General features: G+C 30.8%; 15 protein-coding genes. 7 read left to right on the top strand and 8 right to left on the bottom strand.

The window, feature by feature from the left end:
• The first annotated feature begins 35 nt into the window (after window positions 1-35).
• The 4 genes from eutH to yihA all read left to right on the top strand — a co-directional run bounded on the left by eutH (window position 36) and on the right by yihA (window position 5,933).
• Window positions 36-1,151 (top strand): ethanolamine utilization protein EutH, encoded by a 1,116-nt coding sequence (gene eutH / locus FQB35_RS11480; protein ID WP_148810032.1) that lies wholly within the window; start codon window positions 36-38, stop codon window positions 1,149-1,151.
• Window positions 1,141-2,832 (top strand): M3 family oligoendopeptidase, encoded by a 1,692-nt coding sequence (locus FQB35_RS11475; protein WP_148810031.1) that lies wholly within the window; start codon window positions 1,141-1,143, stop codon window positions 2,830-2,832. The genes eutH and FQB35_RS11475 overlap by 11 nt, the downstream gene beginning before the upstream one ends.
• Window positions 2,833-2,986: 154 nt before the next feature.
• Entirely contained in the window at window positions 2,987-5,320 is a 2,334-nt protein-coding gene (gene lon / locus FQB35_RS11470) for an endopeptidase La (RefSeq protein WP_269902687.1), read from the top strand.
• A complete protein-coding gene (gene yihA, locus FQB35_RS11465; RefSeq protein WP_148810029.1) occupies window positions 5,310-5,933 on the top strand; it encodes a ribosome biogenesis GTP-binding protein YihA/YsxC in 624 nt (207 codons plus the stop codon). The genes lon and yihA overlap by 11 nt, the downstream gene beginning before the upstream one ends.
• A 42-nt stretch (window positions 5,934-5,975) precedes the next feature.
• Here yihA and FQB35_RS11460 read toward each other — a convergent pair whose 3' ends face one another.
• Window positions 5,976-6,890, bottom strand: coding sequence for a DMT family transporter (locus FQB35_RS11460; protein ID WP_148810028.1), 915 nt, complete (start codon window positions 6,888-6,890; stop codon window positions 5,976-5,978).
• A gap of 99 nt (window positions 6,891-6,989) precedes the next feature.
• Window positions 6,990-7,151 (bottom strand): rubredoxin, encoded by a 162-nt coding sequence (gene rd / locus FQB35_RS11455; RefSeq protein ID WP_148810027.1) that lies wholly within the window; start codon window positions 7,149-7,151, stop codon window positions 6,990-6,992.
• 181 nt (window positions 7,152-7,332) lie between these two features.
• Between rd and FQB35_RS11450 the strand changes: the two genes are divergently transcribed.
• From FQB35_RS11450 to FQB35_RS11440, 3 genes are read left to right on the top strand one after another with little or no spacing between them, the layout of a single operon-like run.
• The gene (locus FQB35_RS11450; protein WP_148810026.1) at window positions 7,333-7,884 is read left to right on the top strand and encodes a chromate transporter; all 552 of its coding nucleotides are present in this window, start codon (window positions 7,333-7,335) and stop codon (window positions 7,882-7,884) included.
• On the top strand, window positions 7,868-8,389 hold the full coding sequence (locus FQB35_RS11445) for a chromate transporter (RefSeq protein WP_148810025.1): 522 nt from the start codon (window positions 7,868-7,870) through the stop codon (window positions 8,387-8,389). Before FQB35_RS11450 ends, FQB35_RS11445 begins: the two co-directional genes overlap by 17 nt.
• Before the next feature lie 14 nt (window positions 8,390-8,403).
• On the top strand, window positions 8,404-10,116 hold the full coding sequence (locus tag FQB35_RS11440) for a glycosyl hydrolase family 18 protein (RefSeq protein ID WP_148810024.1): 1,713 nt from the start codon (window positions 8,404-8,406) through the stop codon (window positions 10,114-10,116).
• On the opposite strand, the gene rfaD is transcribed toward FQB35_RS11440, so the two are convergent.
• The 6 genes from rfaD to FQB35_RS11410 are packed head-to-tail and all read right to left on the bottom strand — an operon-like array spanning window position 10,113 to window position 15,562.
• Window positions 10,113-11,066: an ADP-glyceromanno-heptose 6-epimerase gene (gene rfaD, locus FQB35_RS11435; protein ID WP_148810023.1), complete on the bottom strand. Its 954-nt coding sequence runs from the start codon at window positions 11,064-11,066 to the stop codon at window positions 10,113-10,115. The genes FQB35_RS11440 and rfaD overlap by 4 nt on opposite strands.
• Entirely contained in the window at window positions 11,063-11,572 is a 510-nt protein-coding gene (locus tag FQB35_RS11430; protein ID WP_207707297.1) for an adenylyltransferase/cytidyltransferase family protein, read from the bottom strand. The genes rfaD and FQB35_RS11430 overlap by 4 nt, the downstream gene beginning before the upstream one ends.
• Complete coding sequence (locus FQB35_RS11425) at window positions 11,538-12,554, bottom strand: bifunctional heptose 7-phosphate kinase/heptose 1-phosphate adenyltransferase (protein ID WP_148810022.1); 1,017 nt, start codon at window positions 12,552-12,554, stop codon at window positions 11,538-11,540. The genes FQB35_RS11430 and FQB35_RS11425 overlap by 35 nt, the downstream gene beginning before the upstream one ends.
• Window positions 12,554-13,081, bottom strand: a complete 528-nt coding sequence (gmhB, locus tag FQB35_RS11420; protein WP_148810021.1) for a D-glycero-beta-D-manno-heptose 1,7-bisphosphate 7-phosphatase — start codon at window positions 13,079-13,081, stop codon at window positions 12,554-12,556. The genes FQB35_RS11425 and gmhB overlap by 1 nt, the downstream gene beginning before the upstream one ends.
• Entirely contained in the window at window positions 13,078-13,647 is a 570-nt protein-coding gene (locus tag FQB35_RS11415) for a D-sedoheptulose-7-phosphate isomerase (RefSeq protein ID WP_207707296.1), read from the bottom strand. The genes gmhB and FQB35_RS11415 overlap by 4 nt, the downstream gene beginning before the upstream one ends.
• 1 nt (window position 13,648) lies before the next feature.
• Window positions 13,649-15,562 carry a DUF4214 domain-containing protein gene (locus FQB35_RS11410; RefSeq protein WP_148810020.1) on the bottom strand — a complete coding sequence of 638 codons (1,914 nt, stop codon included), beginning with the start codon at window positions 15,560-15,562 and terminating at the stop codon, window positions 13,649-13,651.
• Window positions 15,563-15,564: the final 2 nt, after the last annotated feature.

Below are 15,564 nucleotides of genomic sequence, written 5' to 3'. Positions count from 1 at the left end.
TATTGAAATTATGAATGGTTTATGGGGGGGTAAAAATGAATATAGAAAAAATGATTGTATATTTTATGACTTTTTTTATGCTTGTTGGAGCAATAGATAAAATAATAGGGAATAAATTTGGATATGCAGAGAAATTTGAGAATGGTTTTATGGCAATGGGACCATTAGCACTTTCTATGATTGGAGCAGTATCGTTAGCACCTGTTATTGCGAGAATTTTAAGACCTGTGATTGTACCTATCTATACTTTTTTGGGGGCAGACCCTTCTATTTTTGCAACAACTCTTTTAGCAAGTGATATGGGAGGATATTCTCTTGCTCTAGCATTAGCGAGTACAAAGGAAATTGGACTATTTTCTGGATTAATACTTGGAACAATTATGGGACCTACCTTTTGTTTTACAATTCCTGTTGCATTAGGAATCATAGAAAAAGAGGATCATGAATTTTTAGCTAAAGGTGTTTTAGCAGGGCTTATTGCAGTTCCTATTGGAAGTTTCGTAGGAGGAATAGTAGCAGGATTTAGCTGGAGGATGCTTATGCATAATCTAGTTCCTATAATAGTGGTTGCAGGATTGATTGGGATTGCTTTATGGAAGATTCCAGAAAAGAGCATTAAAGTTTTTACTAAGTTTGGAAATTTTGTTATTGGTTTAATTACATTAGGAACAGCTGCAATTATTATAGAAACTTTAACTGGAATCATTTTAATACCAGGAATGGCGCCTATATCAGAAGGAATTAAAATTGTAGGGTCAATTGCAATTGTATTGGCAGGTGCCTTTCCTATGGTATACTTCATTCAAAAAACATTTAAAGATCCGATTATGAAGGTAGGAGAGTTTATTGGAATTAGTCATATAGCAGTAATTGGATTACTTTCTTCACTTGCTCATTGTATTCCTATGTTTGGCATATTAAAAGATATGGATAATAAAGGGAAAATATTGAATGTAGCTTTTGCTGTAAGCGGAGCATTTGTATTTGGAAGTCATTTAGGATTTACAGCTGGAATTAGTAAAGATATGATTTTGCCAGTAATTATTGGGAAATTAGTTTCGGGTGTTTCAGCAATTTTTATTGCATACTTTTTCATTCCTAATGAGAATAATAAAAAAATAGTTAATAGGAAGGTGAAATATGAAATTTAATCAATGGGTATATAAAAGACCAAATATAAAAGAAATTGAAAAGGAATTTAACATATTACTCAGTAAGTTTACTTCTGCACAAGATTATAAACTGCAAGACGAATTATTGGTAAAGATAAATGAATTAAGAAATCACTTTGAGTCTATGGAACAAATTGCTTATATAAGACATTCTATAGATACGAAAGATCCTATATATGAAGAAGAACAAAACTTTTTTGATGAAAATAAACCTATTTATGAAGGATTAGTTTCAAAATATTATAATGCATTAATTGTTTCAAAATATAAAGATTATTTAAAGAAAAAGTGGGGAGAGCAGCTTTTTAACATTGCTAAGTTAAAAATAAATACTTTTTCTTCAGAAGTTATTGATGATTTACAATTAGAAAATAAATTAATGAGTGAATATACCAAGTTATTATCTTCTGCAAAAATTTATTTTAATGGAGCATATAGAAATTTACCTCAAATGAGACCTTTTGAAATGAGTATAGATAGAGATACAAGAAAAAAGGCTAGTGAGGCAAAATATAGTTTTTTTAAGGAGAATGAAGAAAAATTTGATGATATTTATGACAGACTTGTTAATGTAAGGACGACGATAGCACAAAAGCTAGGATATGAAAATTTTATACAATTAGGATATGCACGTATGCTTAGAATTGATTATGGTGTAGAACATGTAGAAAGCTTTAGAAACCAAGTTAAAAAAGAAATTGTACCTTTAGCAACAAAATTAAGAGAAAAGCAAAGAGTACGATTAGGACTAAGTAAATTGAATTACTATGATGAGCTTTTAAATTTTAAGGATGGAAATGCAAAACCTAAAAAAGATGTTAAAGGTATTATTGAATATGGTAAAAAAATGTATGAAGAGCTTTCAAAAGAAACAAAAGTATTTTTTGAGTATATGCTTCAAAATGAACTTATGGACCTTTTAAGCAAAGAGGGGAAATCACCAGGTGGATATTGTACATATATTCCAAGTTATAAGATGCCTTTTATTTTTTCAAATTTTAATGGAACAAGTGATGACATTGATGTATTAACCCATGAAGCAGGACATGCCTTTCAAATGTATGAAAGCAGAAATTATGTAATACCTGAATATAGTTTTCCAACTCTAGATGCTTGTGAAATCCATTCTATGAGTATGGAGTTTTTTACGTGGCCATGGATGCATCTATTTTTTGAAGAAAATGCAGATAAGTATAAATTTGCTCATTTGACAGAGTCTTTGTTGTTTATTCCTTATGGAGTAACAGTAGATGAATTTCAACATGTTATTTATGCAAATCCTAAAATGCAGATAAGTGAAAGAAAAGCTGTATGGAGAGAAATTGAAAAAAAATACTTACCTCATAGAAGTTATGATGAAAATGATTATTTAGAAAGAGGTGGATATTGGCATCAGCAAGGACATATTTTTAAAAATCCATTTTATTATATTGATTATACATTAGCTGGAATTTGTGCGTTTCAGTTTTTTATAAAATCTAGAGAAAATTGGGATAGAGCGTGGAAGGATTATTTAGCTTTATGTCAAGCTGGAGGAAGTAAGTCTTTTTTAGGGCTTGTGAAGCTTGCTAAATTAGATTCACCTTTTGACGATGGATGTGTTAAAAAGGTTACAGAAAAAATAGAGGAATACTTAAAGCATGTAGAAGATAAGCAATGACAGATTATATTGAAAAAAGGAGATGCTTTCTATATAATAGTGTATTGTAAGAAAAACGCTTGTATATATAAAATAGAATAAATTCCTTTAAATTACAAAAAATAATTATGTTAGTGTACATAACAAGGAGTTGATAATAGTGGGAGACAAAAAAGTGAAAAAACATGAATTGCCCTTGATTCCACTTAGAGGTCTTTCAGTTTTTCCATATATGGTTCTACATTTTGATGTAGGAAGAGAAAAGTCAGTAAATGCATTAGAAGAGGCTATGGTTAATGATCAATTAATTTTTTTAACAACACAAAAAGAAGCGGAAATGGACTTACCAACACCAGATGATTTTTATGAAGTTGGTACCATAGCAAAGATTAAACAAATGTTAAAGCTGCCAGGAGATGCAATAAGAGTATTGGTAGAAGGAATAAGCAGAGCAAAAATTGTAGAAATATTACAAGAAGATCCTTTTTTTAAGTGTGAAGTAGAGGAAGAACTTTATGAAGAAGAAATAGAGATTGACAAGGAACTTGAGGCATTTATGAGAACAGTTACAAATGCCTTTGAGGAATACATAAGTGTTAGTAATCGAATTTCTCCAGAAGTATTTATGAATATAACAACTATTGAGGAACCGGGTAGACTTGCTGATGTTATTGCTTCTCATATGATATTAAAAATTGAACAAAAGCAAGAAATACTAGATGCATTTGATCCAAAAGAGCGTTTAGAGGTACTTTATAAAATTCTTTTAAGAGAAATAGAGGTACTAGAAATTGAGAGAGATATTACTAGTAGGGTAAAAAAGCAAATTAATAAAGTTCAAAAAGAGTACTATTTAAAAGAGCAGCTTAAGGCTATTCAAGAAGAATTAGGAGAAGAAGGAAGCCTTTATGAAGAAGTAGATGAATATAAGGAAAAAATGAAAAAAGCCAAGCTTCCTAAAGATGTAGAAAAGAAGGTTAATAAAGAATTAGATAGACTTTCTAGATTATCTCCAAACTCTGCAGAAAGCGGTGTTATTAGAAATTATGTAGAATGGATTTTAGATTTGCCTTGGGCTAAACAAACAAAAGATAGAATAGATATAAGAAAAGCAAAGGTTATACTAGATGAAGAGCATTATGGATTAAAAGATGTGAAAGAGAGAATTTTAGAATACTTAGCTATTAGACAACTTGCTAAAAATATGAAGGGACCGATACTTTGTTTAGTAGGACCTCCTGGAGTTGGAAAAACTTCTATAGCAAAATCTATTGCAAAATCGTTGAATAGAAAATTTGTAAGGATGTCTCTAGGAGGAGTTAGAGACGAGGCAGAGATAAGAGGTCATAGAAGAACCTATGTAGGGGCTATACCAGGAAGAATAATGTCTGCAATAAAAGAGGCTGGTTCTAAAAATCCTGTATTTTTATTTGATGAGATTGATAAATTAAGCCATGATTTTAGAGGGGATCCTGCTTCTGCGTTATTAGAAGTACTAGATCCAGAGCAAAACAAAGAATTTACAGATCACTACTTAGAGGTTCCTTTTGATTTATCTAAAGTTATGTTTATAACGACAGCAAACAGTTTAGAGACAATTCCAAGACCACTACTAGATAGAATGGAAGTTATAGAAGTATCTGGATACACAGAAGAAGAGAAGTTAAAAATTGCAGAGAGATATCTATTACCTAAGCAAATAAAGGAACATGGACTTAAGAAAAGTAACCTTCAGATATCAGAACAAACTATTCGTGATGTGATAAATTATTATACAAGAGAATCAGGTGTTAGAAATTTAGAAAGACAGTTAGCTACATTATGTAGGAAAGCTGCAAAGAAAATTGTTGAAAGAAAGATTAAAATTATTAGAATTAATACCAAAAATTTAAGTAATTATCTTGGTAGAAAACGATTCAGATACGATAAAATAAAAGAAAGTCATGAAATTGGTATTGCAACAGGTCTTGCATGGACAAGGGTTGGAGGAGAGACGCTTTCTATTGAAGTAACAACAATGAAAGGAAATGGAAAGCTTGTGCTTACTGGACAATTAGGAGATGTAATGAAAGAGTCTGCAAAAGCAGGTATAAGTTATATTAGATCCAAGATTCAAGATTTAAATATACAAGAAGATTTTTATCAAACATTGGATATGCATATACATATTCCTGAAGGAGCAATTCCAAAGGATGGACCTTCTGCAGGTATTACTATGGCAACAGCAGTAATTTCAGAGCTTACAAAAATTCCAGTAGATAAAAATGTAGCTATGACAGGAGAAATAACATTAAGAGGAAGAGTTTTACCTGTAGGAGGAATAAAAGAAAAAGTATTAGCAGCAAATAGAGCAGGAATAAGTAAAATTTTACTACCAATAGATAATGAAAAAGATATAGAAGAAATTCCTGAAAATGTAAAGAAAAAATTAACATTTGTGCTAGTTGAAAATATGGAACAAGTATTAGCTCATGCATTGGTTCGAAAGGAAGAAACAAATGAAGATTAAAAGTGCAGAAATTGTAATAAGTGCTGTAAAAATGGAACAATATCCAAAAGATGATTTACCAGAGATTGCTTTAGCTGGAAGATCAAATGTAGGAAAATCATCTCTTATTAATCTTTTAGTAAATAGAAGAAAGCTTGCTAGAACAAGTTCAAGTCCTGGTAAAACTCAAACGATTAATTTTTATGATATTAATGGTCAATTTAGATTTGTAGATTTGCCTGGATATGGCTATGCAAAAGTTTCTAAGGCAAGTAAAGAGCAATGGGGTAAAATGATGGATTTGTATTTAAACAATAGGAAAAATTTGATAGAGGTTATACAGCTTGTAGATATCCGTCATGCTCCTACTCAGCAGGATAAGCATATGTATAGCTGGATAAAACACTTTGGATTTAATGGGATTGTCATTGCTACAAAATTAGATAAGATTAAAAGAGGGCAGAGACAAAAACAATTAAATTTGATAAGAAAAGAACTGAATATGAATAGTGAAGATATTATCATTCCTGTTTCTTCAGAAAGCAGGGAAGGAAAAGAAGAGCTTTGGGAACTGCTTACTGAAGTTTTTAGAGTAAATGGTTTTGACTTTGAGGAAGAGGAATCCGAAAAATAAATTTTTAAAACGCACCATGTATTTATGAAAATACATAGTGCGTTATCTTTTTTTAGCTACTATGGGTGTTTTTTTCTTAACATATATTTTATTCTTAAAAAATGACAGGTTAAAGTCTAATTCAGCAAACAGCATTGATGAAATAATTAAAAAAGCACCGATAAAGCCTCGTGTACTCAATATTTCTCCTGCTATTAAATATCCAAATATTGAAGCAAATACAGGTTCACTTGTAAAGATTAAAGCTGTATGTGTAGCAGTGGTATATTTTTGCACAGTATTTTGTATGATGAATGCACCAGAAGTACATAAAAAACTTAAAAATAAAATACTAACCCATACATCTTTACCAGTAGGAATGATAGGGGATTCAAATAGAAAACTTACAATTGTACTTAATATACCTACTACAGCAATTTGTAAGATGGCTAGATTGATTGCATCTACTTTTACTGCATATTTTGATACAGTTATAATCTGAAAAGCAAAACAGAAGGTGCAAAGAAACGTATAAAAATCACCTATATTTAAGTTTAGATCACCATCAAGTGTTAGTAGAGCTAAACCAAAGGTAGCCAATATAACACCTATAATAGAAGATGGTTTTGGCACTTTATTTAGTAAAAAAGCTGAAAGGATTGGAACAAATACAACAGATAAACAGCTTATAAAAGCAGATTTAGATGCTGTAGTAAAATTTAGACCAATAGTTTGAAATGCATAGCCTAAAAACATAAAAGATCCAATAATTATGCTATATTTTAGTGTAGTTTTATCTATTTTTAATATTCTTTTATAAAAAATAAAGGCAGAGGTTATTGCAGAAATTAAAAATCTAATTGCTAAAAAATTAAAAGTAGATAGTTCATCTAGTGAATTTTTTGTAAGAATAAATGAAATTCCCCAAGAGAGTGTTACTATAAGTAATGCCAAATCTGCCTTATATTGCTTCTTCATATTGTAATCCTCCTATGGTATACTAATATCTCCAAATTATTTTATCATAAATAGACAAAAGCTTCCATAGCATTCTATGGAAGCTTTTGTAAAAAATGCTTATGCTTCTGGTTCAAACATATCTTTGCCGACACCACAAATTGGACATACCCAATCGTCTGGAATATCTTCAAAAGAAGTACCAGGAGCAATTCCGCTATCTGGATCGCCTACCTCTGGATCGTAAACATAACCACATGGTATACATTTATATTTTTGCATAAAACATTCTCCTTTCATTATGATTATAAAATTTCTATTTAGAATGATTTTACCCAAACATGTTTTTTATTAAACAAAAATATTTTTATTTATACATGAATACTAGAAAAATTGACAGAAAAAGATAACTTGTATAAAATTTTTATTAAAGCTTTTAATTTATTTTGAAAGGAATAGGAGAATGAACAAACTGATAAAGATGATTTTGGTTTTTATAAAAATAGGGACCTTTACATTAGGTGGAGGATATGCCATGATTCCATTGATGCAAAAAGAAATGGTAGAAAAAAATGAGTGGATTGAAGACGAAGAATTTATTGATATTATTGCTTTATCTCAGACTATACCGGGTGCTTTGGCAATTAATACTGCTACCTATATTGGATATAGACTTTTTGGTTTAAAAGGAGCATTACTTGCATGTTTGGCGACTATGCTACCATCTGTTGTAATAATTTTGATTGTTGCTGTTTTTTTTGTTCAATTTCAAAATATTGAATTAGTTGAATCGATTTTTAAAGGAATACGGCCAGCTGTAGTTGCTTTAATTTTAGTAGCGGTTATGAAGCTTGGGAAATCTTTACCTAAAACTATCGTAAATATATTTTGGGTGATTGGGAGTGTATTATGTATTACATTGCTTCATATACATCCTATCCTTATTATTATCTTTTCAGGGATTTTAGGATATAAGTTGTACAAAGGAGAAAATGTTGATGAAAGTAATTCTTAATATATTTATAACATTTATGAAAATTGGGGCATTTAGTTTCGGTGGAGGATTAGCAATGCTTCCTTTTATAGAAAAGGAAATGGTATATAATCATCATTGGATAACTTCAAATGAATTTGTAGATATTATTGCGATAGCACAAATGACGCCTGGCCCTATAGCTATTAATTCTTCAACTTTTGTAGGATATAAAGCTGCAGGAGTTAAGGGGGCGCTTGCAGGAAGTATAGGAGTTGTTATAACATCATTTGTATTAATTACAATATTAGCAAAATATTTTATGAAGATTAAAGATGCTAGGGCTACAAAGGCTGTATTTAAGGGGATTAGGCCAGCTGTATTAGGGTTAATATTAAGTGCAGCCATATCTATAGGGAAGACTGCTTTGATAGATTTTAATAGTATAATAATTGCAGTTATAGTATTTTTTAGCTTAAAAAGGTTAAGATTTCATCCTATACTTGGCATTGTATTAGCTGGTGTATTAGGGGTGGTTTTATACTAAAGAAAGGGGAAAATATGAGAAATTCAAGAAAGATAATTATACTACTTGTAATTACATTTGTAACCGTAGGAGCTATGTTTAGTATTTTAGAATGGAAGAGAGAAAATACATCAGATGCTGTAAAAAAACTTATTATTGAAGATCAGTATATAAGTGGTTATGAAGAACCATATATTGATAATTATGATATATATCTTCCTTATGAGGTTGTGAAAAATTATTTTTGTAAAGATATAATTTTAAGTAAGGATAATAAGCATATTTTTATTAATTTAGAGAAACAAGATATTTTATTAGAAGATGATATTTTAACAGATTTTGTAAAAGAGAATAGAATCATTATAAATGTGCCTACAAAAGTAATAGAAGGAAATATTTATGTACCAGCTAGTTTATTAAGTAAGATATTTCAGATAGATATTCGTTATGTTAATAATACAAAAACAGTTATTGTAGATTATCTTTCATCAAAATATACTATGGGAGAAATTATAAAGAATAATGCTAAAATAGAATCAAAATCTTTTTTATTTACTAATAAAAAATTTAAAAAAGGAGATTTAGTACGTGTATATGAAGAAGAGAATAATACCTATAAGATAAGAAGTGATGAAGGCATAGTTGGACATATTAAAAAAGAATATGTACGTGTTTTTGAAGAAATGATAGAAATAGATAAGCAGTTAAATAAAATAAGAGAGCCATTCGATACAAATAATCAAAAAATTAATCTTGTGTGGGAATATGTTCATGAAAAATCTCCAAATCTGTCTAAAGAGAGCAAGATAGAATCATTAGATGTAATTGTTCCTACTTGGTTTAGTATTGTAAATGATAAGGGAACTGTTATTAATAATGCAGATAGAAGTTATGTAGAAGAAGCCCATAAAAAAGGTTATAAAGTATGGGGACTTGTAAATAATAGCTTTGATCCAGAAATTACTTCAATAATATTAAATAATGAGAAGTTAAAGAAAAAGGTTATAGGACAGTTAATTTTTTATGCAAGCTTATATGATTTGGATGGAATCAATATTGATTTTGAAAATATATACTATAAAGATCAAGCTGCGTTGGTAAAGTTTATAGAAGAAATTAGATACTATACAAAAAAGCAAAATATTATACTTTCAATAGATTTGACAGTACCATCTGGCAGTAAAAGATGGTCAAAGGTTTATGACAGAAAGGCATTAGGAAAGATTGTTGATTATGTAGCTGTTATGGCATATGATGAGCATTGGGCATCGAGTCCTGTTAGCGGTTCTGTAGCATCTATTGGATGGGTTGAGAAAGGCATAATAAATAGTTTGAAATCTATTCCAAATGAAAAGATATTATTAGGATTACCTTTTTATACAAGACGTTGGAAAGAATATGAGGATGCAAATGGAAACATGAAGGTAGAGTCTAAGGCGATTTCAATGACATGGGCAAGAAAAATCATTGAAGAAAAAAATGCAGTAGTTATTTGGAATGAAAAAGTAGGTCAGTATTATGCCCAATACAATGAAGGAGATGCAGTATATAAAATATGGTTAGAAGACCCTCGCTCTATTGCGCTGAAGGTTAGTTTGGTAGATAAGTACAATCTTGCAGGTACGGCTGCATGGAGAAGGGGATATGAAGATACAGAAGTTTGGGCTGTTTTGCAAGAAATAATAAAGAAGGGGAGAACCTATGCAGAATTAGGTTTTCAAAATTATAGAAACAAGAAGGTCAATTAAGACCTTCTTGTTTTTAGATAACTAATATAATCAGATATTCCTTGTTCAAGGGATGTAAAACTATTAGAATAGCCGATTTTTCGCAGCTTTGTAATATCAGCTTTTGTGTAGTATTGATACTTTCCTTCTAATTCGATTGGCATATCTATATATTCTATATTAGCAGGAAGTTGACAAGCATTAAAAACAGCTAAAGCTAGATCGTTAAATGTACGTGCACAGCCAGAACCTACATTATATATACCTGATGGAAAAGATGGAGTTTTATAAAAGAAAAGCACAATGTCTGCAACATCTTTGACATATATAAAATCACGTTTTTGTTCTCCATGTTTATAATTTATGTTATTAGATTTAAATAATTTAACTTTTCCTTGGTTTTGAATTTGATTGTAGGCATGAAAAGCCATACTTGCCATGCGACCTTTGTGAGATTCTCTAGGGCCATATACGTTGAAAAATCTCAGGCCAGCCCAGTATGGAGGTGTGTTTTTTTGTTTCATAGCCCATCTATCAAACAATAGCTTTGAGTATGCGTATGGATTTAGAGGAGTTATACTATCTATATTTATATTTTCAGTAAACCCAGATGACCCATCTCCATAAATAGCTGCGCTGCTTGCATAGATAAATTTGATACAATTTTTAGTACAATATTGCCAGAGTTTTTTACTAAATTCATAATTATCTTCAATCATCTTCTTTGCATCCTGTTCCATAGTATTTGTGCAAGCACCCATATGGATAATTGCTTCAATGTTTTTACTTAGTAGCATTTCAAATAATTTATCTTTATCTATATAGTCAGTGATAATTGTATCAGCCATGTTTTTCCATTTATCTGAAGTATCAAGTCTGTCTGCAACAAGAATATCATATATTCCTTGTTGATTAAGTGAATGTATTATGTTTGAGCCAATAAACCCACTCCCACCAGTAACAAGGATCATTTCCTCATCTCCTCACTAGATAGTTGCATCTTTTTTATTTTTTCTATTATGCTTGTAGTTGAAATGCATGGCACAAGGGGTACAGTTAAAATTTTGCCACCATATTTTAAAACTTCAATTCCCTCTGGTGTATTTTTTAAATCGTAGTCTGCACCTTTTACGTATATATTTGGTTTAATAGCTTTTACAACTTCAAGGGCATTGTTTTCACTAAAGGGAATTACATAATCTACTACTTTTAGTTCACTAAGAAGTTCCATTCGCATTTTTGCTGGGATTATAGGTCGCAAATTACCTTTTAATAGACGTACGGATGAATCATCATTTACTGCGACAACTAAAATATCTCCTTGTGCTTTAGCAAACTTAAGGCTAAAAACATGACCTATGTGCAAAAGGTCATAGCACCCGTTTGTTAAGACGATTTTTTTTCCTTGCATTTGCAGTTGTTTTAGAATTTTTTGTGCATCATTAAGAGATAAAATAATTTGGTTGTGTATTTTCAATGAATTTCACCTTCTTATATAATTCTGAGCTTGAAATAGCTTTTGTTCCTCTGGATTCAATAACTATAGATGCAGCAATATTTCCTAAACGCATAGAATCAATCCAACTGAATCCGTTTGCTAGTGACTGCATTACAACTGCAAATACAGTATCTCCTGCACCAGTTACATCATAAACACTTGCTGGAACTGTAGGGATATGTACCCCGCAAGTACCATCAAAGTGATATAAACCATCTGCACCTAGAGTAACTAGTACTGTCTTGGCATGACTTATCTTCAAAAATTTTTGACAAGCTTGTTTAAGTGTATTATCAATATTAACTTTCATGTTGACTGCTCTTTCTAATTCAGATAAATTGGGTTTTATGAAATCAAACATAGAAAAAATACTTAGATCAGAGCTTCTTTTTTTGGTATCAACACCGCATAATAAAGGCATTTTAACAATATTTTTAAAAAGATCAATAAAAGGATTTTGTTTATTTGCATAGGATATTAAACCTTTGTTATAATCAGAGACGAGTATACCATTTACTTCATTGTTTTGTAAAAATTGTTTGATATACGCTACCATTTTATTTGTAATTGATTTTTCTACCTGTCGAGAATCTTCATAATCAACACGCAGCATAGTTTGTTGGATGGTAGAAAATCGTACTTTATTTGTCGTTGGTCTTTTATTACTGGACAAAATTCCTTTTATTCCAATACCATGTCTATTAAGGTAATCCTTTAACCACCTACCTGCTTCATCATCACCAATTAAGCCAACTACTTCAACGCGATTTCCAAGTCCTTTAAGATTCATGGCTACGTTTGCTGCACCACCAGGTGCGCGTACTCGGTTTGTAAAATCTAATATTGGAATTGGTGCTTCTGGGCTAATTCTAGATACTGTTCCTATATCATACTCATCAACCATTAAATCTCCAATTACTATAAATGTTTTTGAATGTAGCTTTTCACAGAAGTTTTTCATCAAAAATCCTCCTGCTTAATGACTTTTGTAAATTTTAGTAAAGAATCTACTATAATAATTGGAATGGTATGAGTAGAAACATTATCTCTAGAAAGTAGTACTGGCTGAACACCAGCGGCGATTGCAGCTTGCACATCTGTCAATTTGTCTCCAACGAAATATGATTTTTTTGCATCGATTTTATGTTCAGATAATGCTTGTAGCAAAAGTCCTGGTTCTGGTTTTCTACATGTACACTTATCATCTGGATGATGGGGACAATAATAAATTCCTGTTAATTTGATTTTATGTGATATTAACAAATTATATAAATGTTGATTGACATGATCTACTTCTTTTTTTGTAAAGAATCCACGACCGATTCCTGACTGATTAGAAATAATAATAAGTTCAAACCCAAAAGTTTTTAGCTTAATTAATGCTTCGATAACTCCAGGAAGAAGTTCTACTTGACTAGGCTTGTGAATATATCCGTGATCAACAATAAGAGTTCCATCCCGATCTAAAAATACAGCCCGCTTGGTCATTTCATTTCACCATCCACATAATCGCACAGTATATGAATAATAGCTAAATGTACTTCTTGAATCTCAGGTGTAGACCAAGAAGGAATAATAATAGAAAAATCACATAGTTTATTTAATGTACCGCCATCTCTTCCTAGGAGTCCTACAATCGTTATTCCGTATTTTTTTGCTCTTAAAGCTGCTTGAATCAAATTTTTAGAATTTCCAGAAGTAGAGAGAAGGAATAATAATTTTGCTGAATCTTTAAAGGCTGTAACTTGACGTGCGAATATTTCATCATAACTATAGTCATTGCCAATTGCTGTAAGCGCAACTGAATCAGCATTTAAAGCAATGGCAGGCAAGCCATTTCGTTCAATCAAAAATCGACCAACAATTTCACCAGCCATATGTTGGGCTTGGGCTGCACTGCCACCATTACCGCAAATTAGTACAATAGATCCTGTATCTAATGTAGTGTTTAGCAAATTTCCAATTTGATGTATCTTTAATAATATATCTTCAGTTTTGATAAGTTGATTAAAGAGGGTTATTCGATTTGATAGTAAAGATTTTAGCTTTTCCACTCTAGTTATCACCTCTTAACATTTTAGATACTTCATAAGCAACATCTTCCCAATTAGGAAGGTTTAAGCAAGTTTTATTACCACGTAAACATTTTGCTTGAAGCCAAGGTTCATTCCACCAACAAGGTCTACATAGTTTCTTTGTAACGACATAAGTATCTGGATAAGCGAAGCAAGTTTCTGATGTGGAAGCGAAAATAACAACAGCTGGTGTTCCTACTGCTTTGGCAAGATGAAAAAGTCCACCTTCTATTCCGATGTAACCTTTAGAGAATTTAAGATAACCTGCAGCTTGACGAGGTGTAGTTTTACCACGCAGATCCATTACACTTGAATTTAATAGTGAGTCTGTTGATAGACCTAGCTGTATTGGAATAACTCCTTGTGAGTGCAACCACTTAATCAGTTTATTCCATTCATCTTTTGACCAGTGTTTTAATTGGCCAGCTACGCTTCCTGCGTTACTAGATAATACAACGTAATCTCCTGGGATTTTTTCTATCATAATATCTGGTTTAATATATACATCATTACAATTAGCATATTTTTCAAGACCAAGGGAATGAAGCATTAGATCACATACATGCTTATTTAAATCATCTATGCGTATTCCTGAGCGAGGGAAATATTCATAGTACCATAAATTTTTATAATAATAGTCACTATTTTTCCAGGTACCATAGGCACGACTGATGTATCTTAGATCAAATACATTTTCAGAAAGACCTAATATGCTTTTGACAACTTGATGAGTTTCCATAGGCCCACATTCAATAGCTAGGTCTATATATGGATGTTCATCATATAGGGAACCATATTGATTAATAATTGCAACTACTGGATACTCAGGTTCTTTTATTTTTAATGCTTTTGCTACAGCTGTTATTTGAATAAAATCACCTAATCCACCAGTTTTTACTAAAATATTCGTTTTATATGGAAGCTTGTTTGCTTTGAGTATCTTTTTTACTTTTTCCCTAAAACTGGTTGAGATGCGTACATGAGGCCAAAGTTCTGAAGGAATTGATATAGTTTTTTTGTCATTACTACATAGTGTATGAAATCTGTTTAATGCTTCTTCACTTAATAGAATAGTCCTTAATATATCTAATTTTGGGGTTCCTAGTTTTAATAGATGAATAAAATGTTGAAATCCATTTAAATCAGGTTCTCTACCATGACATTCATGGTATAATTCAGTAATAAAGTTTTTTTCATCTGTTTTAATAAGTCGTCGAAAAATTTGCATACGACTTTGATAAGATGCTTTTTGTACAAGTTCGTTAAATTCTGGTGTTTTAATTAATATCTTAAAAATTTCAGCTTTTGGAAGACCTGAATCTAAGGCTTTAGTAAAAGTTTTCAACTCATTATCATTAGGATTACGATCAAGAAGTTCTTTATATAATAAAATTAAAAAAGTATTATTATCTTTTTTAAAAATATCATTTAATATTTTTTGAATGTTTATTTGTGAATTATTGTATTGTTCTATTTTTTCTTGAGGAATTTGTTTAAGTACCTGAAGATTTAGTAGATGTTTTTTTAATATTTCTGCTTTTGTTATGCCTGCTCTCAAAAATTCTATATCTTGTTGAATGTGTCTTAGTTTAGAATATTGTCCAAACATATGAGAATGAAGCTGTGATACAAATTCGTATTCTTTTTTGTACATGATTTCTTGTAATATTTGTATCAATCTGAGAGGTTGTAAAAATAGCTGTTTAAATTCTTCACTCATAATAATTATCTTTAATATTTCATCTCTTGACTTATTACCAGATTCTAAGCAAGATGTAAAATATGCTAGGTCCTTTGGGAATGGTTTAGTGTTTAAGAATTCCCTAAATAGTCCATTAATGAATGTTTTATTATTTGATGCAAATAATTGCTGAAGAACTTGAAAAGTTCTCATAT

The sequence above is a fragment of the Crassaminicella thermophila genome, from assembly GCF_008152325.1.
Classification (GTDB): domain Bacteria; phylum Bacillota; class Clostridia; order Peptostreptococcales; family Thermotaleaceae; genus Crassaminicella_A; species Crassaminicella_A thermophila.
The sequence above is the reverse complement of the archived record's forward strand: the minus strand, read 5'-3'. Positions and strand labels throughout refer to the sequence as shown.